General features: G+C 63.4%; 22 protein-coding genes, 1 tRNA gene and 1 pseudogene. 7 read left to right on the forward strand and 17 right to left on the reverse strand.

The features are described 5' to 3' along the window. The first annotated feature begins 72 nt into the window (after positions 1–72). Both F1640_RS25135 and F1640_RS05370 read left to right on the forward strand, forming a co-directional pair. Positions 73–378, forward strand: coding sequence for a glycine cleavage T C-terminal barrel domain-containing protein (locus F1640_RS25135; RefSeq protein ID WP_255530464.1), 306 nt, complete (start codon positions 73–75; stop codon positions 376–378). Next, positions 371–886 carry a hypothetical protein gene (locus F1640_RS05370; RefSeq protein ID WP_194918120.1) on the forward strand — a complete coding sequence of 172 codons (516 nt, stop codon included), beginning with the start codon at positions 371–373 and terminating at the stop codon, positions 884–886. Before F1640_RS25135 ends, F1640_RS05370 begins: the two co-directional genes overlap by 8 nt. Before the next feature lie 46 nt (positions 887–932). On the opposite strand, the gene F1640_RS05375 is transcribed toward F1640_RS05370, so the two are convergent. The 9 genes from F1640_RS05375 to F1640_RS05415 form a co-directional block, all read right to left on the reverse strand. Then, positions 933–2,954 carry a TonB-dependent receptor gene (locus tag F1640_RS05375; protein WP_194918122.1) on the reverse strand — a complete coding sequence of 674 codons (2,022 nt, stop codon included), beginning with the start codon at positions 2,952–2,954 and terminating at the stop codon, positions 933–935. A 142-nt stretch (positions 2,955–3,096) separates the two neighbouring features. Further along, positions 3,097–3,936 carry an IS21-like element helper ATPase IstB gene (gene istB / locus F1640_RS05380; protein WP_066770779.1) on the reverse strand — a complete coding sequence of 280 codons (840 nt, stop codon included), beginning with the start codon at positions 3,934–3,936 and terminating at the stop codon, positions 3,097–3,099. Then, the gene (gene istA / locus F1640_RS05385; protein WP_066770782.1) at positions 3,933–5,444 is read right to left on the reverse strand and encodes an IS21 family transposase; all 1,512 of its coding nucleotides are present in this window, start codon (positions 5,442–5,444) and stop codon (positions 3,933–3,935) included. The genes istB and istA overlap by 4 nt, the downstream gene beginning before the upstream one ends. 42 nt (positions 5,445–5,486) lie before the next feature. Next, the gene (locus F1640_RS05390; RefSeq protein ID WP_194918124.1) at positions 5,487–5,927 is read right to left on the reverse strand and encodes a Plug domain-containing protein; all 441 of its coding nucleotides are present in this window, start codon (positions 5,925–5,927) and stop codon (positions 5,487–5,489) included. Between the two features lie 179 nt (positions 5,928–6,106). Then, the gene (locus tag F1640_RS05395; RefSeq protein ID WP_194918126.1) at positions 6,107–6,592 is read right to left on the reverse strand and encodes a MarR family winged helix-turn-helix transcriptional regulator; all 486 of its coding nucleotides are present in this window, start codon (positions 6,590–6,592) and stop codon (positions 6,107–6,109) included. Positions 6,593–6,687: 95 nt separating this feature from the next. Next, positions 6,688–7,782, reverse strand: coding sequence for a glycoside hydrolase family 76 protein (locus tag F1640_RS05400; protein ID WP_194918128.1), 1,095 nt, complete (start codon positions 7,780–7,782; stop codon positions 6,688–6,690). Continuing rightward, complete coding sequence (locus tag F1640_RS05405) at positions 7,783–8,352, reverse strand: GNAT family N-acetyltransferase (protein ID WP_194918129.1); 570 nt, start codon at positions 8,350–8,352, stop codon at positions 7,783–7,785. After that, positions 8,339–9,511, reverse strand: a complete 1,173-nt coding sequence (locus F1640_RS05410) for an amino acid aminotransferase (protein ID WP_125956702.1) — start codon at positions 9,509–9,511, stop codon at positions 8,339–8,341. The genes F1640_RS05405 and F1640_RS05410 overlap by 14 nt, the downstream gene beginning before the upstream one ends. Before the next feature lie 158 nt (positions 9,512–9,669). After that, positions 9,670–10,473: a DUF1134 domain-containing protein gene (locus F1640_RS05415; RefSeq protein WP_124808378.1), complete on the reverse strand. Its 804-nt coding sequence runs from the start codon at positions 10,471–10,473 to the stop codon at positions 9,670–9,672. 252 nt (positions 10,474–10,725) lie between these two features. Between F1640_RS05415 and F1640_RS05420 the strand changes: the two genes are divergently transcribed. Next, a tRNA-Ser gene (locus tag F1640_RS05420) sits at positions 10,726–10,818 on the forward strand. Between the two features lie 281 nt (positions 10,819–11,099). Here F1640_RS05420 and F1640_RS05425 read toward each other — a convergent pair. The 5 genes and pseudogenes from F1640_RS05425 to F1640_RS05445 all read right to left on the reverse strand — a co-directional run bounded on the left by F1640_RS05425 (position 11,100) and on the right by F1640_RS05445 (position 14,298). Next, positions 11,100–11,468, reverse strand: coding sequence for a PRC-barrel domain-containing protein (locus F1640_RS05425; RefSeq protein ID WP_124811141.1), 369 nt, complete (start codon positions 11,466–11,468; stop codon positions 11,100–11,102). Between the two features lie 763 nt (positions 11,469–12,231). Then, positions 12,232–12,387: pseudogene (locus F1640_RS05430) on the reverse strand (plasmid stabilization protein); the annotation flags it as partial. A gap of 39 nt (positions 12,388–12,426) precedes the next feature. Next, entirely contained in the window at positions 12,427–12,996 is a 570-nt protein-coding gene (locus F1640_RS05435) for a DUF4142 domain-containing protein (protein ID WP_194918134.1), read from the reverse strand. Between the two features lie 262 nt (positions 12,997–13,258). Continuing rightward, complete coding sequence (locus F1640_RS05440) at positions 13,259–13,669, reverse strand: low affinity iron permease family protein (protein WP_124811325.1); 411 nt, start codon at positions 13,667–13,669, stop codon at positions 13,259–13,261. Continuing rightward, positions 13,666–14,298, reverse strand: a complete 633-nt coding sequence (locus F1640_RS05445) for a PRC-barrel domain-containing protein (RefSeq protein WP_194918137.1) — start codon at positions 14,296–14,298, stop codon at positions 13,666–13,668. The genes F1640_RS05440 and F1640_RS05445 overlap by 4 nt, the downstream gene beginning before the upstream one ends. A gap of 172 nt (positions 14,299–14,470) precedes the next feature. Here F1640_RS05445 and F1640_RS05450 point away from each other — a divergent pair, with 172 nt between their 5' ends. Next, positions 14,471–14,740: a hypothetical protein gene (locus F1640_RS05450; protein WP_255504612.1), complete on the forward strand. Its 270-nt coding sequence runs from the start codon at positions 14,471–14,473 to the stop codon at positions 14,738–14,740. Positions 14,741–14,784: 44 nt separating this feature from the next. On the opposite strand, the gene F1640_RS05455 is transcribed toward F1640_RS05450, so the two are convergent. Both F1640_RS05455 and F1640_RS05460 read right to left on the reverse strand, forming a co-directional pair. Beyond that, positions 14,785–16,026: a glycoside hydrolase family 130 protein gene (locus F1640_RS05455; protein ID WP_255530271.1), complete on the reverse strand. Its 1,242-nt coding sequence runs from the start codon at positions 16,024–16,026 to the stop codon at positions 14,785–14,787. A gap of 28 nt (positions 16,027–16,054) precedes the next feature. Further along, positions 16,055–18,175, reverse strand: coding sequence for a glycosyltransferase family 4 protein (locus F1640_RS05460; RefSeq protein ID WP_255530272.1), 2,121 nt, complete (start codon positions 18,173–18,175; stop codon positions 16,055–16,057). Between the two features lie 558 nt (positions 18,176–18,733). Here F1640_RS05460 and F1640_RS05465 point away from each other — a divergent pair. The 3 genes from F1640_RS05465 to F1640_RS05475 all read left to right on the forward strand — a co-directional run bounded on the left by F1640_RS05465 (position 18,734) and on the right by F1640_RS05475 (position 21,183). Further along, positions 18,734–19,582: an SDR family oxidoreductase gene (locus tag F1640_RS05465; RefSeq protein WP_375336200.1), complete on the forward strand. Its 849-nt coding sequence runs from the start codon at positions 18,734–18,736 to the stop codon at positions 19,580–19,582. A gap of 97 nt (positions 19,583–19,679) precedes the next feature. Beyond that, positions 19,680–20,393 carry a Crp/Fnr family transcriptional regulator gene (locus tag F1640_RS05470; RefSeq protein ID WP_194918146.1) on the forward strand — a complete coding sequence of 238 codons (714 nt, stop codon included), beginning with the start codon at positions 19,680–19,682 and terminating at the stop codon, positions 20,391–20,393. A gap of 136 nt (positions 20,394–20,529) precedes the next feature. Next, complete coding sequence (locus tag F1640_RS05475) at positions 20,530–21,183, forward strand: Crp/Fnr family transcriptional regulator (protein ID WP_194918147.1); 654 nt, start codon at positions 20,530–20,532, stop codon at positions 21,181–21,183. An 81-nt stretch (positions 21,184–21,264) separates the two neighbouring features. Here the strand turns inward: F1640_RS05475 and F1640_RS05480 are convergent, their stop codons facing one another. Beyond that, positions 21,265–21,729 (reverse strand): DUF983 domain-containing protein, encoded by a 465-nt coding sequence (locus F1640_RS05480; protein WP_233497848.1) that lies wholly within the window; start codon positions 21,727–21,729, stop codon positions 21,265–21,267. Positions 21,730–21,752: the final 23 nt, after the last annotated feature.

Genomic DNA, 21,752 nt, shown 5'->3' on the forward strand with positions numbered 1-21,752 from the left:
GCGACGATCCCGGCCGACATCGGCTGGGGCAAGCCCGGCCAGCGCGAGGGTGATTACCTTGGCAAGCGGTCGCTGCTCCATCCGTCCGCCACCAAGGCCGGCCGCCGCCAGCTTGTCGGGCTGGAGCCGCTGGAGCGGCAGGAACCGTTGCCCGTGGGTGCCCATGTCGTGGGCGGCTCGCCGCATCCCAGCCAGGGCTTCGTCACCAGCAGCTGCTTCAGCCCCACGCTCGACCGTGCGATCGCGCTGGGGCTGCTTGCCGACGGGCGCCAGCGCCATGGCGAAACAGTAACGGTATGGTCGGAAGGGCGCGCCTTCCCGGCCCGCGTGGTGGCGCCGCGCTTCCTCGATCCCGAAGGAGCCCGGCTCCATGTCTGAACCGGTGGCCACGGAGGCCGTGCATTTCCGCGTCGACAGTACGCCCGCTCTCGCCCGGCTTACGTTCGATCCGGACCGCGATTCCGCGCTGACGCGCGCGATCACCGCCGTGCTGGAAGCGCCGCTTCCCGCACCGACCGTGCCCGTTGCCACGCAAGCCGGCGGCGCCCTGCTGATCTGGCAAGGGCCGCATGACTTCCTGATCGAAACGCCCGGCGCGCTCCTGCCGGCGCTGGAACAGGCCGTGGCGGGCAAGTCCGCGCTGGTGGGCGACGCCGGCGCCGGGCTGGTCTCCTTCACGCTTTCGGGATCGGGTGTGGCCGCACGGCTCGACCATGACCGGCCCGACGCCGGTCTGTGCTCGCGCGTGATGCGCTTCGCCGCGCTGCGCGTGACGGCGGTGTGGCGGGATGACACCGTCCGCCTCCACGTGGACCGCTCGCATGCGGCCTATGTCAGGCAATGGCTGCTGGACCGCTGGGATGCGGTGGAGATGCCGGCGAGTTAGCGACCGCCCCTCGACGGATCGAGAGCGCGGCCGCCATCCCCCTCCGTCAGAAGTGGTGTCCGAACTTGATCCCGAACAGTTGCGGCTTCACCGGATAGACACGGTAGTAAGCCCCGCAGAACGACGGCGCGCAGGCCGTGTTGCGGCTCAGTTCCCCGCGCGCGTCGAAGGCGTTCTGGATGTATATCTGGAACGTCATGTCGCCCAGTTGCCCGCCCACGGCGAAATCCGCCGTGGTGAAAGCCGGCGTCGGCCCGACCGCCGCATATTCGGCATCGGTCAGGAACGTCCGCGAATTGCTCTGATGCAGCACCGATCCCTGTACGTAGGCGTCGATCGAACCCAGCCGGAAGTTGTAGCGCGCGGTGGCCGATCCCTTGAACTTCGGCTGGATCGGCAGGCGCGTGCCCCGCGCCGCCGCCGGCACAACGCCCGGCACGCACACGCTGTTGCCCGCCGCATCGAACTGGCAGAAGTCCGTGGTCAGCTTGGCATCGACATACGTCCCCGAACCGGAAAGCTGGAATCCGCCCATCCGCCAGTCGAAGTTGCCCTCGATCCCGTGCACGCGCGCGTCACCGGCGTTGTAGATGTTGGTGACGCCCGCCTGCCCGACCGGACTGAGGCCGAACTGCAGCTTCTTCCACTTCTCGATGAACACGGCCCCGCCGATCGTCAGCTTGCGATCGAACCAGCTTGTCTTCCAGCCGATCTCGAAGTTGTCGAGCGTATCGGACTTGTAGGGCAGGATACCGGTCCTGCGGTTGAGGCCACCGGGGCGATAGCCCGTGGAATAGGTGGCATAGACCATCTTGTTCGGCGCGAACTTCCACGAAAGCGTGGCTTTGTGCGTCTCCCCGGAATCGACGAACTTGCCGTTGATGTTGGTACAGGGCCGGTCGGTTGAGGTCGTCGGCACGCAATTCGGATCTGCGGCATTGAAGGCGAAGCCCGAAAAGCCGATCTGCGTGTTCTTGGTGATGAAACCCCGGATGCCGACGTCGAGCGTCAGGTTGGGCACAATGTCCCACGCGACATCGGCAAAGGCGGCGTAATCGCGGTCCACGCGGTTGGTGCGCGTCCGGAACGTCGAATCCCCGAACCCCGGAATCGGCCTGGGATAAAAGAACCCGTCCTGTGGGATCCGCGAGATGCCGGGAATGATATAATCCGCCTCGATGTAGTCGGTCTGCCGTTCGAAGAACAGGCCGGCCGTCAACCGCAACGGCTCCTTGGCGGGCGAGGAAATGCGCAGCTCGTGCGTCATCTTGGTATAGCGATCGGCCAGTACCTGATAGGTCGTGGGATCGAGGAAGCCGCCGTTCCCTGTCGGGAAATAGGTGTAGTAGAAGCCGCCCTGATGCGAGCCGCCGTCATAGGCGACGGTGTAATAGCTGTAGTCGGTCTGGTTGCTGGTATGGCGTTCGAAATAGCCGCCGGCATAGGTCACGTCCCAGTCGGACAGCTTGCCCTCGATGGTCAGCGCGGCCTGATACCAGCTATCCTTGTTGAGATCGGGCGTGAAATCGTGAACCTGCAGGTCGCCGGCACGCGGATCGTAGAGGAAGGCACCGTGCGCGACCTGACGCTGATAGGTAATGCCCGGCATCACCGTCCAGTCATCGTCCAGATCAATCTTCAGCGCGGCCCGGCCGCCCCAGGTATCGACGTCGTTGAAGTCCTTCTTGACATACTTCGCGTTGTTGATGGTGACGTTGGTCGTCGGGTCATCATCGTTCAGAGTGTAGGTCCGCGTCGCCGGCGTGTTGTCGATATAGCCGCCGTCGTGCTCGTAGAACCCGACCAGGCGGATCGCCGCACGCTCGCCCAGCGGGATGTTGACGAACGCTTCGGCGGTGCCGCCCACCGCGCCCTTGCCAAACTTGTTGAGATCAAGGTCATAACCCGCTGAAAACTTTGACGCATCGGGCTTATTGGTAATCAGGCGAAGCGTGCCTGAAAGCGAACTTGCGCCGTAAAGCGTGCCTTGTGGGCCGGACAACGCCTCGACCCGCTCGATGTCATAGACATGGAAATCGACGTTGTTGGCGATCGTGGTCAGCGGCACTTCATCGAGATAGAGGCCGCTCTGTCAACGGCGGAGCAAAAACCGGCCACTGTGGCGGAGTAAAAGTAGGCCACTGATGTTGCGGCAGGTGCAAAGCAAAGGGCCCCGATCGGGGCCCTTTGCTTTTGGCCGTTTTGATGGGTCAGTTTTCGTCGACGGTGGCCTGGTTTTGCTCCGCCCCGCTGGCAGTGGCGCGACGGCGACTGGCTGACTGCTTTAGGCGGTAACTGTCACCATTCATGGTCAGGATGCTGACGTGGTGGGTCAAACGATCCAGCAATGCGCCGGTCAGGCGCTCGGACCCAAGCACCTGCGTCCAGTCCTCAAACGGCAGGTTGGAGGTAACGATGGTGGAGCCGCGTTCGTAGCGCTGGGAGAAGGTCTCGAACAACAGCTCCGCGCCGGTGGGCGAGAGCGGGACGTAACCCAGTTCGTCGATGATCAGCAGCTTCACTGCAGCCAACTCGCGCTGCATCTTGAGCAGCCGCTTCTCGTCGCGGGCTTCCAGTAACTGGTTCACCAGCGCCGCGGCGGTGGTGAAGGTCACGGTGAAGCCCTTCTGGCAGGCGGCCAGCCCCAGGGCGAGCGCCACATGGGTTTTGCCCGTCCCGCTATTGCCCAGCGCAATGATATTCTCGCGCCGCAGGATATATTCGCAGCGCGCCAGATCCAGCGTCAGCATCTTGTTGAGGCTGGGGATGGCGGTGAAGTCGAAGGTATCGAAGCTTTTGACGGCCGGGAACCGGGCAGCACGGATCCGGCGTTCGACAGTGCGCCGCTCACGGTCGATCAGTTCCAGTTCGATCAGGCGCAGTAGATAGCGGGGATGATCGACACCATCACGCGCGCACTCCCGGGCTACTTTCTCATATTCGCGCAAAACGGTCGGCAGTTTGAGTTGCTTGAGGTGGTGGGCCAGCAGCACCTGTGGCGCACCAGCGGTGGTGCCGGTGGGCAGGTTGTCATCGGGCGCCCGGCTCATGCTGCCATCTCCTTCGAGACCTGGGGCATCAGAGCCGCATAATCAGCCGCCTGCGTGACCTTCACATCCAGCCTTGGCAGGTGGGGATAGGTCGTCAGGTCAAGCCTGGCGGGCCGCCGTTCCATCCTGGCCAGTGCGATCTGCTTCACCGCATCAAAGCTGATCGCGCCCATGTGGATCGCCTGAGTGACAGCATGGGTCACCACGGCCATGGGCATCGCTTCCAGCAAGCGCAAGACCTGGATATACTCGCGCTTGCCCTTGCGGCCCATGCGTCCCTCCAGCAATTGCCGCAGGTGGGCAAAGACATCGGGCAAGGCCCAATTCTGCAGTGCAGCCGCCTGATCGAGAGCATTCGGCTTTGTCTCGATCAGCGCCAGATAATGCAGCGGATCGGCCACAAAATCGCCGCTGCCATAACTGCGCACATGGCGGGCGATCTCCTCGGCGCCGGACAGGATCACCACCTCGTCCACGAAGCCCTTCACCACCACATCCTGGAACCCAAACCTTGTGGGCACCGAGTAATCATTGCCGCGATACCGCACCAGCGCCGTCGATGACACACGGGCGCTGCGCCTCTCGCATGGCTCCAATGGCACCGGCGGTAGTGGGCGTAGCGCCGCAACGTCAGCAACCATGCGCTCACCGATGGTCTGGGCATGGCGGCCAGCACGTTCGCCTTGCCGCGCATGACAGCGCTCCAAAAGAGCCGCGTTCAGTGCGTCATAGCTCGCCGCCTGCGGCTTGGGCGTCATGAAGTTGCGGCGCGCGTATTTGACCAGCCCTTCGACCTTGCCCTTGTCATTCCCCTTGCCGGGTCGGCCGAAGCGGTCAGAAAACAGGTAGTGGCTGACCAGCTCGCTGAAGGCACGTGTGCGCTCACGCTTGCCGTCCCCCAGAATCTTGGCCACCGCAATCGTCGTGTTGTCGTAGAGGATCGACTGGGGAATGCCGCCAAAGAAGTCGAAGGCCGATACATGCCCATCCAGAAATGCCTCGGTCGTCTCGCGCGGGAAAGCCTTCACGAAACAGGCATCGGACTGCGGCAAATCCATGCACAGGAAGTGGATCTTCTGCTCCACACCGCCAATCACGCCCACCGCTTCGCCAAAATCCACCTGCGCATGCCCCGGTGGGTGCGCCAGCGGCACAAATGTCTCGCGGCCACGCACCCGGCTCAGCCGGACATAGTCCTTCACCACCGTGTAGCCGCCGCCATAGCCATATTCATCGCGCAGCCGCTCGAAGATCCGCTTCGCCGTGTGTCGCTGCTTGACCGGCGCCGTCCGGTCACCTTCCAAAATCGCGTCAACCACCGGCAGCAAAGGCCCCAGCTTCGGCTTCTCCACCGGCTTCGTGCGCGTATAGCCAGGTGGCAGTGAAAATCGGCAGATCTTGCCAATCGTCTCCCGGCTTAATCCAAATACCCGCGCGGCCTCTCGCTGGCTGCGCCCCTGCACAAACACAAACTGCCGAACACTCGCGTAAACTTCCACGGCATACATCCCGGCCGCCCTCAAAAGGGCAGCCTTACCACTGGCCGGTTTTTACTCCGCCACGCTCAGCACTTCGCTGGCGTTCCAGTGGCTGGTTTTGTCACCGCCCTGCACACCGCTCGCCGGGGCGGAGCCGCCGTGCAGCCCGTCACCACCGCTGGTCACGCCACGGAAGTATATCTGGCTCTGGCTGGGACCGAACGACTGGAAGCTGACGCTGGGAAGCAGCTTCGCGTAATCGTCGAAGCTCTGCACCTGGCGCTGGTCCAGCTCGGTATTGCCGAGCGCCTGGATGCTGATCGGCACGTCCTGCAGGCGTTCGCTGCGCTTGGTGGCCGTAACCACGATATCGACCGGCTGGTTGGGGTCCGCCGCCTGCTGCGCGTGCGCAACCCCGCTTCCCGCCAGCCCTGTTCCCGCCAGCGCGGTCGACCCCAGCAAGGCCCCCGCGCGCCACCACAAACCCGAAACACGACCGTCGCTACGCCGCATGGCCAGCTCCCCATTGCCCTGTCGCAATCACGTTATGCTTATCGAATTTGTTGGGGAGGTTTTCATGCAATTAGACAATCGTCAAGCACTTATTCTCCAACTGTCTAGGATAGAGCACAACTGTCGAGGATGGTGCGCGCGGATCACCCTAGACTCCGCGCCATCCGCCGGCCCGGCATTCATGCCTTGTCGAATTCGCCCAGCAAACGGTCTCCGATGCGGACGAGCAGGGCGTCCAGCGTGGCCCTTTCCTCCGTCGAAAGGTCTTCCAGAAGGTGTTCGTGGAACGCGGTGCGCTTGCCCAGCACATCGCGATAGACCCGTTCGCCCTCCGCCGTCAGCGTCAGGATCGGCGCGCGCCCATCGCGGGGGTTATCCTTGCGCACCACCAGCCCTAACTCTTCGAGCGCGCTCACCGCGCGGCTGACCTCCGCACGATCGACCCAGGCAAGCGTCGCGATATCGCGCACCGTGCCGCCGCCCGGCATCAAACCCAACCGGGCAAGCACGCGCCATTGGGCATAGGACAGATCGGTCTGCTGCGAGAGGGTGCGGATCGTGACGCGATCCATGATCTTGGCCAGAAGACTGATACGGAACGTCGGGAAATCGAGCTGGTCGATCTTCCATCCGGTCAATCCGGCATCCTGACTGTCCTCGCTCATGCCATCTCCGCCGCATCGGTCCGCGAACACCGGCTGGCCTGACCGCCGGATCGAAGCGTCAGTGTGTTGCGAAGCGGTGACTTGTCAACGCGTTCTCAAAGGTGGGGGCCGCCGGGATCAGCGGAAGCGCCTGCCACCAGCAGGATGTTGAGGCCGGATACCTGCGACGCCGCACCGGCTGCCGACGCGGGATCGGACCAGTCGCTTCCGATCGCGCGCATGCCGGCATCGCTGGCTTGCCATACGGCTTCGGCATTGGCCTGGCTCCAGCGCAGCAGTTCCACATGGTCCGGGCCGGCCGGCATGTCGTCGAGCAGATGGCCCAGATGATAAGCGAACACGCCCTTGAACATGAAGCCGTCCGAACCGATCGAGGGAACCGGTTCGCGCAGAATGCCGCCGGGCGTGGAGAGCAGGCGCGTGGCCGTGAGGGCCGTTCGCACCGCGAGATCGCGATAGGCCGGATCGCCGGTGATCGTGGTCAGATCGGTCAGCCCACCGATCAGCACGCCCTGGTTGTAAGTGAAATAGGGTTGCCCGTTGTTGCGACAGGAGGCGTTCAGGCCATCATTGACCAGCCCGTCGCGTCCGATCATCGACGACTGGCTGATCCAGGACCAGATACGCAAGGCCCACTCGCGATACGCCTGTTGTCCGGTCGCCAGATACAATTGCGTGGAGGCATAGAGCAGCAGTTCGTTGGTGATGGCGTTCTTGTACGATCGCGCGGGGTCCCACCATAACCCGCCCTGGCAACGATCATCCCAATAGGTCGTGACGAGCCGGCGATAGGTATCGCTGGCATAGTCGAGCAACGCCGGATCGTGATCGCCGTTCCACGCGTGAACGCTGGCGATCACCGCCCACAGCGCATCATCGTTGAGCGCAAGGCCGGCCCTGTTGCGCACAGCGGCATCCACCCTGCCGCGCCACGCGCGATCGCCCGTGCGCCGTTCGTAATCGATCAGCGCGTCCACGATCACGAACCGCTGCCAGGGTTCGCTTGCGCCCCAGCCCGCGGGCTGGCCCCATTGCTGGTCCAGATAGGCCGCCACCGTTCGGGCACGCGTCGACCACGGCGCATCCTCCGCATGAAGCGGCACGGCACACCCCGCGCCAAGGGCCACGATGCCCAGGCGGATCGCGAGCGACAGCAGCCGGCGCCTGCCTTTCACGGCACGGCCGGGCATTCAGGCCAGCGGACCGCTGGCGAAGCTATCGCGGGTGACCTCGTAGATCACGTGCAGCACCATCGCGCCGCCGCGCTCGACCACGTCAGTTTCGTCCGTCAGCCGGCCGCCGATCGCCTCGCAGGCCTTGCGTGAGCGGATGTTGTCCGCGCCGATATGAAATACCACGCGCTGCACGCCGGTGAAGGCCTGCGCCAGCATCAGCCGCTTCATCTCGCGATTGTACGCGCCGCCCCAGCATTTGCGCGCCAGAAAGGTCCAGCCGATCTCGACTTGCGAACGCGCCGCGTCCAGTCCCTGAAAGCGGGAGGAACCGACGATATCGCCGCTTGCCCGGTCCATAGCGACGAGCGTTCCGCCCTGCTCCACCGCGTCGGCCATGAAGGCGCGAAACACCGGCTCCTGCCACCGGTCATGCGCCGGATGCACTTCCCAGATCAGCGGATCGGACGCGACGGCGTATAGCGCTTCGTAGTCTTCGGGCCGGTAGGGGCGCAGAAGGATGCGTTCCCCCTCCAGCACCGCCTGCCGGTCGAACAGCTCCGTCCCGGCCGGATCAGGCCGCGACATCACCGAGCGCTTCGATGAACTTCTCGATATTGCCATTGGTCAGCCCGGCAATGTTGATGCGCCCGGAACCGGCCATGTACACGCCATGCTTTTCGCGGATGGCCAGGATCTGCTCGCCGTTGAGCGGCAGCATCGAGAACAGCCCGTGCTGCGTGCCGAGCGGCGCCATGTTGACCGTGCCGACCTGTTGCGCGGCGGCGAGGCGATCGCGCACCCAGCGCATCCGGTCGCGCATCTCGTCAAGTTCGGCGAGCCACAGCTTCGTCAGCTCGGCATCTTCCAGCACCAGCCGCACGGCGGCCGCGCCGTGATCCGGCGGCATCGACCAGCTTGCCCGCGCGATCGTCGCGCCGTTCGACATCGCCTTGGCCAGCGCATCGGCATCCGACGTCACCGCATAGAACGCGCCGACGCGATCGCGGTAAAGGCCGAAGTTCTTGTCGCAGCTGTAGGCCACCAGCGCTTCCGGCACCGTCGCCAGCACCTTGCGCAGACCATAGGCATCGGCCTCCATGCCCGCGCCAAGGCCCTGGTAGGCCAGATCAAGGATCGGCAGCACGCCCTGTGCCTGCAGCAGCGGCGCGATCTCGTCCCACTGCGCATCGGTATAGTCGACGCCGGTGGGGTTGTGGCAGCAACCGTGCAGCAGCACGGCGTCGCCCGGTTCCGCGTGTGCCAGCGCCGCCTTGAGCGCATCGAGATCGGCCGCGCCATCGGCGGTCATGTGCGGGAAAGTCTTCAGTTCCAGGCCGATCGCGTTCACGATCTGGGCGTGGTTGGGCCACGAAGGCGTGCCCATCCACAGGCGCTTGATGCCGGCGCGCTTGGCCACTTCCACCGCCAGCCGCACCGCGCCGGTGCCGCCGGGCGCCTGCATGCCTTCCACCCGCGCACGATCGAAGTCCGCGCCGAAAACATAGGGGATCAGCGCATGGACGAAGCCCATGTCGCCTTCAGGGCCGAGATAGGCCTTGGAATCCTGCGTATCGAGCAGCCGCTTCTCGGCGGCCTTGATCGCTGCGAAAACCGGAGTCGCGCCATCGGACGTGCGATAGACACCCACGCCCAGATCGATCTTGTCCGCGCGCGGATCGGCATTGTGCAGCTTGATCAGCGCAAGCAATGCATCGGCGGGCTGGGGAGCAAGATTTTCGAGCATGGGGTGTGTCCTGAAAGCTGCGGAAAACGCGGCGGCTCCATGCCGCCGCTATGCCTTCGGGGCAACCCCTGATTTGGCCTTTGGCCTGATTTGTCGACCAAAGAGGAGCCCGTCCAGCTCGCAGGCCGTTTCCGGTCAGGCGCCCCGCCGGACCCGCGTCAGAACGGCAGCCAGTTCTGCTTGTGCGAGAACTTCATGTAACCGGCGTTCACGCCCAGGCGCAGGCCAACGCCCATGCGCACCGGAATCAGCACCACATCGCCCCGGCGCAGATAACTGACGTTGAACCCACCGACGAGGTAAGCCTGCCCCTCGCCCGCGCCGAAGCGGTGATAGAGATCCTCGCTGTCGTAGAGGTTGTAAACCAGCACGAACGTGTTGCCGGCATTGGCGCCGGCATCGAAGCCGATCGACGGACCTGTCCAGTAGACCGGCCGTTCGCCCTCCACCTTGTGGTGCAACGTGCCGGAACCGTACCGCAGGCCGACCACCAGCGCCCCGCCGGCCTCGCGTCCGGTAATGTACCCGTTGGGTTCGCCCTGCTTGCCCAGAATATCGCGGATCATCAGCGCCAGCCCCTTGGCGCCCTTGCCGAACACGCCTTCCGCTGCGCCGATAAGATCGTCTTCGTGATAGGTATTGCCCGGCGCGGCCTGCGCGCTGGCCGGCGGCGGCACGGGCGCCGCGGTCGTCGTCGCGGGCAAAGACGGATCGGACGCCGGTGCCGGCACGGTGGACGGGGCTGGCAGGGCCGGCGTGGTGCCCACCTCTTGCCCGACGGGCGTGGCATAGGTTCCCGAAGACGGCGTGACCGGGGTGGCACGCGCCGCCGCCGCGCCGTGCGACAAATCGCCGTCGATCGCCGAATTGGGATCGATCGTCTGCACCTGCGCCACTGCGGCTTGCCCCGCGACAAGCGCCAGCCCGGCGGCGGCCTGCATAATCCGGCGGTAGATATTCATACGTCCATCCCGATCCTGTTCATGCCCGGCCCCCGGCCGCAGCCGCCACGGTCAACCTTCAAGCACAGAATCCAGTCGTCGCTCCGCGACAATGAACGGGCGATGAGTCGAGTCGGAAATACGCCGGACCGACGAAAACAGGCGACGGTTGCCGCTTTTCCACCTTCCGGTTCAGGAATTGCAGGCGGCCGCCGGTCCCCCCTTGCCGCCTTGTTGAACCGCCGCTATAGGCCGCCCTCGCCGCTGCGATCCGGAGACGTGGGTGAGTGGCTGAAACCAACGGTTTGCTAAACCGTCGTACTGGTAAATCCGGTACCGAGGGTTCGAATCCCTCCGTCTCCGCCATTCCATTCTCCAAAGCAGCAATTTCCCCGGCTACAATGTCAGAGCTTTTAAGCGGCTCATGCCGCCGCTCTGGTGTGCGATTTCATGGAACTCCGCGCGAATCGCGAGGTGGATGGCATCGGGCTCGTCACCGATAGCGACCTTGGGTGCCCCGCGCGCAGAGCACGGCCTTTGCCAGGCAGGCATGGCGGCGCGCCGCCGCACCGATAAGACGCGAAATCCTCGCCGTACGGCCAGCGGCCGCCCGGCGCGGTATCTGGGAAATACCGCGCCGGAGCAGGTCAGAACGAGTAGGGCACGCCGTAGTATCCGTAGAGATCGCGGCCGTAGGATTGGTCGAACACCGGTTCGCTGTTCTCGTCGTAACGCGGAGCGTTCTCGAGCAAATCCTTCGAGATATCGACTTGATAGCCACCCTTGTCGGTGTCGTAGGTCAGCATGTCCCAGGGGATGGGATAATAGTCGCTTCCGATCCCCAGAAATCCGCCGAACCGCAACGCGGCGTATTCGACCTGGCCGGACCGCTTGTTGACCATGAAGTTGTAGATCGACCCGAGGTTATTGCCCTCGCTATCGTAAACCGAAGTTCCCTCGACCTTGTTCGAGGAAATGATATCGCTGGTCTCGTCGAGTTCAATTTGGTTTTCCATGGCAATTTCTCCATAAGAGCCAAATATTTAAACTCTTCAAGTGCGGTATTTATCCCTCTCTATCGCCATATCGTTGCTTGCGTCAGACCAGTTGCATTTCCTGTTTTCATACCGAAATCGCACCGGTGATCCATATTGCCGAAAGAGCAATTATCGCCAGAAAAAGACTGATCCCCAGCACCCAGCGTACTATGTTTGGGCTCGATCCGCTGCGAACCTCTTCTGTATTCAGATGAACCTCATCCCCGCGCTTTCGCATGGTAATCTCCTCGATATCGCATTTCCTTTGGAAAGACGTGAAATCGATACGTGCGGATAAAAGTTAAGTTCCCCGTTTCGCTTTTCCGCATCACGGCGCACTCCCGTTTCGTTTCGCCGCGCGATGCAAACATAAGCAGGAATTGAAGGAACCTTAGCGCAGGGCCGGGTTTGAAATTGCAACAAGCACGCCGAGCGCAGGAGGCCAGAATGGCGACAGTCCCGGAAACCCCACCCGACACCGATATCCCGGAATCTCCCCCGGAAACGGCGCCCGCTCAGGTTCCGGGCGAAGTACCCAACGAACAACCGGACAGGATAGACCCGGGCGTCCAGCCGCCAGAGGCCCCTCCTCCGGCGCAGCCATAACAAGCGCCCAGCCGCCGATGCGATGATCCGGCTGGTTCACGGGGGTCGCCTGCGTGAACCAGCCGGCCCGCGCACCGGGCATGCCCGGTGCGTCACCATGGCGGACGCGTCAGTCCGCCCCCTTGTGTTTCGCTCGAGACTTTTGCCCGCCACCGGTCTGCTTGTTCACCGTTGCCCAGGCACGCCGTTCGGCCTCCTCGCGATCCGTTCCGCGCTCTTCGTACCCCTCTTCGATGTGGCGGGCCTGGCGCTTCTGCTTGTCGGTATAGCTCGATTTGTCACCCTGGGGCATGATCCTCTCCTCCGAGACTGCCGGACGTGCCGGCAATGCTCATTTGACGCTGATAGTGCTGAGCCTGTCGCTATAGTGCTGCACGACCGTGGCGATGCGGCCAGCGGTAGCCTTGAGATCCGGAACCGTGCCGTTGGCCGCGTAATCCGTGTGAAGACTCAAGGCCATTGCATGGGCCGTGCGTTGCGCGTTCAGATAGACCCGGTCCGCGTCGGCGCCGGAGGTCTTGCGGATCGCATCGATCTGCCCTTGCTGATCGGGATCGAGAGATGCCGGCGGCACTTCCAGACCAGCTTTCCTGGCCGCCGCCTTCAGTTCATCCGAAGACTTCTGGTGGTCCGCGACCATCATGTTCGCGAACGCCTTGACGTCAGCGTTGCCGGTCTTCTCCAGGATCGCTTTCGAACTGTCGATCTCGAACCGGTCGCCTGCCGCCGCCCTTGCCAGATAATCGGCGGTATCGACCACCGCCGCCGCGGCCGGCACGCCGCTTTCGGCGGGCGTGGTGGTTGCCGCCATATCGTCGGCCGGTTCGGTGGTGACGACGGCGGGCTTGTCGCACGCGGCCAACGCAAGCGCGGGAACGAGTGCAAGGATAAGTCGTGTCATGGAAAACTCCTGGTTTCGAGAAAGGACACCGGCCCAGCGCATTGAGGACGAGAGGAGGTCGGACCGATGGTATTGCTGCTGTCAGCCATGTCTCTTCCCTTTCATCAGCATGCCCGCCGTGGCGCGCACGCCCCGTGCGGCGCGCCTCTCGTGGGAAGGAAAGGATGCGAAGGCTCCGTTATGTCCCCAAACCTGTCACAGGTAAGCGAACCGGTGGCCGGTCCTTCGTCAGGAGCGTCTGGACGGCCTGCGGCGTCCGCCGCTAGGTCCGCTTGAGCAGATGGTCGACGGTATCTTCGGTCGTCGCCTGTTTCCCATCGCGCAATCCGCACTCGCGTTCCAGTGCATCGCGCAGGGCGGTGATTTCCTCATCCGTCAGGTGTTCGATGCCCACGAACCCCTCGCGCGCCTTGTCCAGCGCGCGCAGCAGTTCGTCCAGCTTGGCCTGCATGGCGCTCGCATCGCGATTTTGGCTGTTCTGGATCAGGAACACCATCAGGAACGTCACGATTGTGGTGCCCGTGTTGATGATGAGCTGCCACGTGTCGGACCAGCCAAACACCGGCCCCGAAACACCCCATACGATGATGGTGCCCAGCGCTATCGCAAAGGCCACGGGACGCCCCATGGCGGCGGAGATGGCGGACGACCATCGGGTGAAGAACTTGCTCATTGTTCCCCTTTCGCAGATGGACGCGGATCGCCCTCTATCTCGGGAATGCCGGACCGCGCGTGACGGGCATCCAACGGCCAGCGATCGGCCTCGATGGCCGGTAACGCTTCGAAGGCAGCGCGCGGGATGGAAGCGATCACCTTCCCCTCCGCATAGGCCAGACGGTCAGCCGGGAAGCGGCGCAGGACTTCCCCCACGCCGGCGACACCTCCATCGGAAACCACCAGGTAGGCAATGCTGCCATCCTCGACGCTGCCCATGGCATCGATCACGGGACCGAGCGCCGTGCCACCCCTGTCCACGACGGAAGCGCTGAGCAGATCCTGAAAGGAAAACAGGCTGGCATCGGATCGCGACGCGCTGGCCTTTGCCGCGCGCCGGGCCGCTTCCGCGTACCGCGCGCGCCCTAGCCACCGCCACACGCCGATCACATCGACCACGAGGAGAAATACGTTGGTGAGCAACAGCCCCGTCTGATCGGCCTGCAGGGCAACGATGCACCAGGCGCACGCGCCGACGGCAAACACGGCGAATCCCGCGCCCGTCAGGCGCGGGCCCAGGTTGGCCGCCGTCATGACCGCGGCAACCATCGTCGCGATGGGCGCTAACCAACTCGCAAGCTCTGCCATTGCGCATCCCGTGTCGAATGAAGTTCGGACAGATGCAACGACGGCTGGTGACACCGGTTCCGCCCTAACGCCCAAGACAGTGAACCGGGCGCGGAAAGACTGTCATGCGTTATGACCGGGAACCCGCCGCCACGAATTGCTTTGAAGCATCAAACAGCATGGGAGATTAATCATGCTCGCCTTCAAGATGATGTTCTCGGTACTGAAAATCGCATCGACACTGGCCGTCGGCTACACGGTGTACCGCATGTTCACGGCGCGGCAGGAACAGACCGAACCGGCGGCGTTCGCGCCGGGCGAAACCAGCGATACTTCGTCATCGCGTTTTGCCGACGTGCGCAACGCCGGCCCAGACAGCATGCGCAGTGACGTGGATGACTGGGACAAGGTGGACCAGGCCGCGGACGAAAGCTTCCCGGCCAGCGACCCGCCCGCCTATTGAGGAACGTCGCAGTTTTGCGGAGGGCGATGGCCTGACCCGAAAGGTCAGGCCATCGTGGCCAGAATATCGTCGATAGCGATGGTCGCGAAGCCAACCACGCTGTCCGATATTCCGTAAGGTATGAGAAGATGATCTCCCACCGGCATCATGCCGCACGTATAGACCACATTGGGAACATAGCCCGCCCGGTCGGAATTTTCGGCGGTTAGTACCGGCTCCGGCGTTCGCGCCAGCACCTTCGATGGATCGGCGCTGTCCAGAAGCACCGCGCCCAGCGCATATTTGCGCATCGGGCCAACGCCGTGGGTCAGCACCAACCACCCCGCCTTGGTCAGCACCGGGCTCCCGCAATTGCCGATCTGGATGAACTCCCAGGCGAAGCGCGGCTCCATCAGCAGCACGCCGTCATCGTCCCACTGATCCAGTTGGGGTGAACGCAGCAGGTAGAGATTCTTGCCGTCCTGGCGGCCGATCATCATGTACTGCCCGTCGATCCGCCGCGGGAACAGGGCCATCCCCTTGTTGCGCCCCGCGCGCCCTTCCACCGGTTCCAAAGAGAAGGTCTTGAAATCACTGGTCCTCAGCAATTCGGACCGGATCGACTGGCCGGAATAGGCGGTGTAGGTGCCGATCCATTCGGCTTTCCCGTCATCATCCTCGAACCGCACCAGGCGTAGATCCTCAAGACCGTTGCGCTGCTGCTCGGTGACCGGGAAGATAACCGAATTTGTCAGCGTGCTGTCCATATCGCGACTGATCCACGCGCGCGCGCCGGGGGTGTCGGGAGGGGGCGGATTGCCCTCTCCGGTGATCTGCCGCATCGCCGTCGCGATATCGCCCTGGGGCCACAGCGCAAACGACCCTTCGGGCCTCGCGATCCCCTCGCGAAACGCAATCGTGCTGATGTGGCCCTCGCCCACGGCGCGCAAGCTGAGCACGAAGCGAACGGCGCCCTCCTCCAGCCCCGATTGATCGGGATGCGGGACGATCGACGGGTTCATCAGCGCGGCGGCGGCGTAAGTATATTCATGGCAGAAGTACGCTGCGATCAACCGCTGGCGATAGCCTTCGGCAATGGCGGGCAGCCCCAGAGACGTTTCGAGCTGGGCGTACCGTTCATCAAGGACGTTCTCGATGTGCCAGTGGCGCGCCGAGAAATCCGCCAGAACCCGCTCGTATTCGGCTTTCGCCCGGTCGCCGGGAAGCGCCAGGACGTTGGCTACCAGCCGGATGGCCCGGTCCTGCGGCGCGTTGCTGGCCTGCCATCCCAGATGGAATGGACGCAAGACGACGCGCGCAGGATCGGGATGAAGTCTAATGTCGCTGATACGAAGCCGGTTCGGTACTGGTCCTGCCTGCAAGATTTCGTCCTTCCACTGTGGCAATGAGATCAGAGAGCGCGCGGCTCGCCAGATGGTAGGCGAGAACCGACTCCGCCCCGCAGTTGCGGTTGACTCCGCGCGGAGTCACGCCGTCGCGGCACCGGCCCGAAGCCGCGTCGCCCAATGCCACGTTGCGGTCGTTAGCGCCCTCGAACCACGCGAAAGCGGTGCGCGCAGATCGGATCCACTTCACGTCCTCGCCGATGAAATAGGCCGTCCGGGCCGCGTCGACGGCCGCCCATGCTTCCAGAGGCTGCTGGTCGAACGGCAAGACCGTTGCCGGCTTGCCGAAGGTTTCCGAACCGACGGGGCGGAAATGGCCCCGGCTGCTCGTCTGGCATCGCATGAGCCAGTCGAGCGCTTCCAGCGCCGCCTGCACCCAATCCGCGCGTTGGTGGGCAAGGCCGGCTTCGATCAGCGCCTCGCAAATCCTCGGATTGTCGTAAGCCAGCGCCGGCTCGAACCACACCCATTCAGGACGCCGCGTGCGTTCCAGCATCGCCATCAGCACCGGACCGCCCTTATCGAGAAGATCACCGGCCTGCTGGTGTGGGACGCCCGCGCGCAGCAGCGCGGCTTCTCCCAACATCGCGAAGCAAAGGGTCCGCAAAGGGCTTTCGGAAGAGACGCAACGCCTTGATCGCAGGAACGTCTCGACAGCCCATTCGCGAATATCCGCGTCGGGCGCGCATTCCGCCGTATGCCCCAGCGCCCACAGCGTCCGGCCGTTGGAATCCGCCGATCCCCGATCTTCGAGCCACCGGCGATCGAAACTCATGAAATTGCGGAAGCAGCGTTCTTCCTCGTTCCAGGCATGGGCGATGAAGCTGGCGTAGGTCATCGACCAGCGCAGCCGTTCGCCCGCCGGCAGATCGCGCGCCACGTTCATCAGCATAAGCGCGCGCGCGTTGTCATCCAGGCAATATCCGTGGCGGCGGTCGGGCACGATGCCGAGCGAATGCTGGTAGATGCCGGTGCTGTCCGACATGGCGAACACGCCTGCAAGGGCCGGCTTCTTGCCCGGCGCGACCTGAAGCGGCTTGGCCGGCGGCGCGGCAACGCGCAACACAGCCTGCGCCATTTCCGCCACGCGCGGCCAGATCGCATCGCGCCCTTTGGCATAGGCGCGCCGCTTGATCGTTTCCAGGGTGGTAGCATCGGCCAGCAGATCGATCACGGCCTGGGCGATCGCGTTCGCCGAGCCCGGTTCGACCAGCGTGCCCACACCGTCGGCCAGCAATTCGCGCGCATGGGAAAAGGGTGTGCTCACCACGGCCTTGCCCAAGGCCACGGCGTAGCTCAGCGTTCCCGACGTGGATTGTTGAAGATTGGGATAGGGTGTCAGGAAAATATCGCAGGCTTCCAGCTGGTCGAGAAGCTCATCCGTTTCCAGAAACCGATCATCCCACTGGATATGGTCAGCCACGCCCAACCGCTGCGCCAGTGCCTGCAAGGCGTGGCGATAAGCCTCTCCCTCCCGCGCCACAAGCGCCGGGTGGGTCGCACCCACGATGCGGTACACAGTGTTCGGATGCCGCGACAGAATTGCCGGCATCGCCTCGATCACCTGCTCGATCCCCTTGCCGCTTCCCAGCAAGCCGAACGTCATCAGAACGCGCCGGTCAGCGAGGCCCAGACATGCCTTGGCAGCCGGCTCGCGGCCGAACGGACGATCGGGAACGCCATGCGGAATCACGGTCACGTTGCGGGCATCGTACAGGCTGGCGAGCAGGTCGCGCGCTTCGTGCGACATCACGATGACCGCGCTGGCACGATCGATAAGATGTTGCAGGACCGAGCGCTGGCCGGGAGTGGGATCGCGCAGAACGGTATGCAGCGTCAGGATCACGGGCGCGGCGACGCGATCGACGAGATTGCAGATGTAGTTCCCATCCTCGCCGCCGAATATGCCGTATTCGTGCTGTATCCATACCGCGTCGGTGCCGCTGGCGTTGATCCTGTTCGCAGCCGCCTCGAAGTCTTCGCTCGCGCCCTCCCCGATCGCCATGCAGACTTCGCTGCCATAACGCTGGGGCGCCCCAGGCGAATCCATGGCAAAAATATCGATCGACATACCGGGATCGGCCGCTTTGAGGCTATCCACGAGATCGCTGGTAAAGGTCGCGATACCGCACCGGCGGGGCGGATATGTTCCAATGGCGGCCACGCGATACCGGTGCTGGTCCGGATGGCCCTGACAGAAGCTTTCTACCGAAATATCGCCGGCAGCCCGAAGTTCTTCGATTTTGGCATATTTCAGCATCTATCCGCCTTTCATTGTAACTGTTTATGAAAGCGGCTTCCCCCTCGAGTGTTTCCAGGAAAAGAAACGGCTCACGGCGCCCAAACAACGCTTCAGCGCACTTGCAAGTACCGGCCCCGCCGATCGCGCGATCGCCCGTTCTTCTTTTTGCAAGTCAATGCGCAATTCAAACACACATGTAAGTAAATGGGAAATTCCCGCGTTGCGTTGTGATTGACGGTCGACCCGGATCTGCCTTCCGGTCCGGTGAAACCTTGGAGCAGGATCATGCAACGGCATACCACGAGCAACGAAGGCAAGGTCGGCGAAAGCACTGCCGAACAACAGGGCAAGGCCTCGGCGGCCCACATCGCCGAAAATCAGGGAGCGCGTGCGACGGGACGACTGGGCCAGGAGGAAGCGCTCGCGCGGGCGCCGCGGTGGCAGCCCGTCTTTGCGGGATCGGATCGCCTTGCGGGAAAGGTGGCCTTGGTGACCGGCGGGGATAGCGGCATCGGCCGCGCGGTTGCCGCCCTGTTCGCGCGCGAGGGAGCGGACGTGGCGATCGTCTACCGTCACGATAGCACCGACGCCAGCAACACGATCGAAATGGTTGTGGCGGAAGGCCGGCGGGGCGTCGCCTTGCAGGGCGATGTCGGCGACGCGCAATTCTGCGAACAATGCGTGGCCGAAATCGTCAATCGCTTTGGCAGGATCGACATTCTCGTCAACAACGCCGGCGAACAGCACCCCGCAACCGACATCCGCGATATCTCCTCCGCGCAAATGGAACAGACATTCCGCAGCAACATCTTCGGGATGTTTCACATGGTGCAGGCCGTGGTGGATCATCTGGAACCTGGATCGGCGATCATCAACTGCACCAGCGTGACGGCCTACAAAGGCTCGGGCCACCTGCTCGATTACAGCGCAACCAAGGGCGCGATCACGGCCTTCACCCGGTCACTGAGCGAAAACCTCGTGGAAAAGGGCATACGGGTCAACGCCGTGGCGCCAGGCCCGATCTGGACTCCGCTGAACCCTGGCGGCGGCGCTGAACCGGAACAGGTCAGGTCTTTCGGAGAAGACACGCCGATGCGAAGGCCGGGCGAACCCAACGAGGTGGCGCCCTCGTTCCTGTTCCTCGCCTGCGCGGATTCCAGCTACATGAGCGGTCAGGTGCTTCATCCCAACGGGGGAACGATCGTCAACGGGTGATCCGAAAGGCCTTGCATGATGGCAACCGGAAACCAGCCGACGCCGTCGGCGTTGCATCGGCGCGACGCTCAAGGAACAGCTGAAGGGACCAGCAAGCATGTCAGGCCCACTTGCCCTGAAACTCCTGCAATATGCCGACCTGTCCTTGACGGACATGGCGCTGGTGGATGATCTCGTAGACACCGAAATCCGCACGGTGAAAGCCGGCGGCGATCTCGTGCGCGAAGGCGATCACATCCATTTCCTCAAGATCGTGCTTGATGGGTGGGGATGCCGGTACAAACTGCTGGAAAACGGAAGCCGCCAGATAGTGGCCTTTCTCCTGCCCGGCGACCTGTGCAATCCGGTTTTCCCGGTGGCTGGAACGATCGATCATTCCATTGGCGCCATCGACAAGATGCACTGCGCCCTGGTTCTGTCCGATGCCGTCGAACTGGTCCGGACCCAGTCACCCAGAATCCGTCTGGCCCTTGGCATCGAAGGAACCGCCACGCTCGCCATTCAGCGCGAATGGACGCGCAACGTCGCAGCGCGCAGCGCACGCCAGCGCATCGGCCATCTGTTTTGCGAGCTCGCGCACCGTCTGCGGGCGATAGGGGTCGCTACATCCGACGGGTTCGACTCGCCACTCACGCAGATCCACCTCGCAGAAGCCACAGGCCTTTCCACAGTGCATGTGAATCGCGTGATCCAGGATCTGCGCGCGCGTGACCTCATCCATTGGCAGGGAGGGCGCATCACCATGCCGGACCCGGCCGCGCTGGAGGCTTACTGCCATTTCCGGCCAAGCTATCTGCAGTTCGGGCGCTGACAGGCAAGCGGGCCAGAGGGCGTCCGTCGATTTCCCGGAACGCTTGGTCGGACTTTATCGCGCCAATAAACTTATGTGAATCCCCCAGCATCCCGGTGGCGCACTGTACCAATCAGAAAAATCCGGGATAGTATTGATGATAGAAGAAGCGTTATCCACGCGCGATGGCAATCGTGTCTTTCACAGGCACGAACATCTCGCGCGCCATGCCCAGAAAACGGACCATATTTTCAAGATTGAGGAAGGCTGGGCCTGTCAGTACCGGTTGCTGATCGATGGACGCCGGCAAATCATTACGCTGTTTCTTCCCGGTGAATACTGCGAACCACAATGGCTTTTCCAGGGAACGGCGACGCTGCCCGTTGTTGCTCTGACGCGGCTACGCGCTCGATCGCTGTCCCTGACGGGTATTCACCGCAGAACCTCGCAAGAGGCCGATGGAATGACCAGCATACTGGAATCTCTGCTCACGGTCCTGAACCGCCGCGAACAGTGGATCTTCAATCTTGGCCGCCTATCGGCCACCGAGCGCCTGTGCAGCCTGCTGTGCGAACTGTTCGAGCGGCTGAAACGCACATGCCACGTCATCGAAAATCGCTACGTCATGCCCCTAACCCAATATGATCTGGCTGATATCGTTGGCCTGTCAGCCGTTCACGTCAATCGTGTGCTGCAGATGTTGCGGGCAGAAAGACTTATCGAATTGCATGGCAAAAGGCTGACCGTTCTCAACATCGACGGACTGCGCCGGCTGGCCGTCATGCCCAATTCGCAGCGCGCCACTGCGTGACGGATCGGCTTGCGGCGCACGGCCCCTGCATCGGTATCCTGGCCGTCGCCGACTGGATGAGTTATCCGATGGCGCAAGACCTCAGTTGCTGGCGCCACCGCTGGCGTCGGCATCCGCAGCCGGCATGTCGGATGTCGAGAAACCGTGCAGGCCCAGTCGCCATTGGGCCGCGATCACCGCGCCCTTGGCTGGCTGGATCAGCGCAATCACCATCGCCGCCACGATCGCGGGCCACAATGTCATCTGCACCCAGGCCGGCGGCGCGAAATCGAGTTCCACCGCGATGATCAGCGGCGCGACGAGATGGCCCGTCAACAGGATCGCGAGATAGGCGGGAAAATCATCCGCACGCTGGCACGACCAATCCTGCTGGCAATCGGGGCAGCGGTCCACGGGTTTGAGGAAAGCCCGAAACAGTTTCGCACGTGCACAGCGGGGGCAGCGACCGATAAATCCGCGCTTGATCGCCTGCGCCAGCGACGGGCGGACCAGCCCCGGCATGCCGCTGCCGTCTGCGGAGGCATGATCCAACGAAGAACCTGTCAAGTCAGCGCTCCCCTTCTCGTCTC

Source organism: Novosphingobium sp. NBM11, assembly GCF_015390225.1.
In the GTDB taxonomy this organism is placed as follows: Bacteria; Pseudomonadota; Alphaproteobacteria; order Sphingomonadales; family Sphingomonadaceae; genus Novosphingobium.

Excerpts from the sequence above, each read along its gene's own strand:
- F1640_RS05450 (WP_255504612.1), top strand. The coding sequence starts at position 14,471 with ATGCTCGCCTTCAAGATGATGTTCTCGGTACTGAAAATCGCATCGACA.
- F1640_RS05435 (WP_194918134.1), bottom strand. The coding sequence starts at position 12,996 with ATGACACGACTTATCCTTGCACTCGTTCCCGCGCTTGCGTTGGCCGCG.
- F1640_RS05460 (WP_255530272.1), bottom strand. The coding sequence starts at position 18,175 with ATGGATTCGCCTGGGGCGCCCCAGCGTTATGGCAGCGAAGTCTGCATG.
- istA (WP_066770782.1), bottom strand. The coding sequence starts at position 5,444 with ATGTATGCCGTGGAAGTTTACGCGAGTGTTCGGCAGTTTGTGTTTGTG.
- F1640_RS05440 (WP_124811325.1), bottom strand. The coding sequence starts at position 13,669 with ATGAGCAAGTTCTTCACCCGATGGTCGTCCGCCATCTCCGCCGCCATG.
- istB (WP_066770779.1), bottom strand. The coding sequence starts at position 3,936 with ATGAGCCGGGCGCCCGATGACAACCTGCCCACCGGCACCACCGCTGGT.
- F1640_RS05405 (WP_194918129.1), bottom strand. The coding sequence starts at position 8,352 with ATGTCGCGGCCTGATCCGGCCGGGACGGAGCTGTTCGACCGGCAGGCG.
- F1640_RS05445 (WP_194918137.1), bottom strand. The coding sequence starts at position 14,298 with ATGGCAGAGCTTGCGAGTTGGTTAGCGCCCATCGCGACGATGGTTGCC.
- F1640_RS05390 (WP_194918124.1), bottom strand. The coding sequence starts at position 5,927 with ATGCGGCGTAGCGACGGTCGTGTTTCGGGTTTGTGGTGGCGCGCGGGG.
- F1640_RS05410 (WP_125956702.1), bottom strand. The coding sequence starts at position 9,511 with ATGCTCGAAAATCTTGCTCCCCAGCCCGCCGATGCATTGCTTGCGCTG.
- F1640_RS05400 (WP_194918128.1), bottom strand. The coding sequence starts at position 7,782 with ATGCCCGGCCGTGCCGTGAAAGGCAGGCGCCGGCTGCTGTCGCTCGCG.
- F1640_RS05395 (WP_194918126.1), bottom strand. The coding sequence starts at position 6,592 with ATGAGCGAGGACAGTCAGGATGCCGGATTGACCGGATGGAAGATCGAC.
- F1640_RS05475 (WP_194918147.1), top strand. The coding sequence starts at position 20,530 with ATGATAGAAGAAGCGTTATCCACGCGCGATGGCAATCGTGTCTTTCAC.
- F1640_RS05425 (WP_124811141.1), bottom strand. The coding sequence starts at position 11,468 with ATGGAAAACCAAATTGAACTCGACGAGACCAGCGATATCATTTCCTCG.
- F1640_RS05415 (WP_124808378.1), bottom strand. The coding sequence starts at position 10,473 with ATGAATATCTACCGCCGGATTATGCAGGCCGCCGCCGGGCTGGCGCTT.
- F1640_RS05370 (WP_194918120.1), top strand. The coding sequence starts at position 371 with ATGTCTGAACCGGTGGCCACGGAGGCCGTGCATTTCCGCGTCGACAGT.
- F1640_RS05470 (WP_194918146.1), top strand. The coding sequence starts at position 19,680 with ATGTCAGGCCCACTTGCCCTGAAACTCCTGCAATATGCCGACCTGTCC.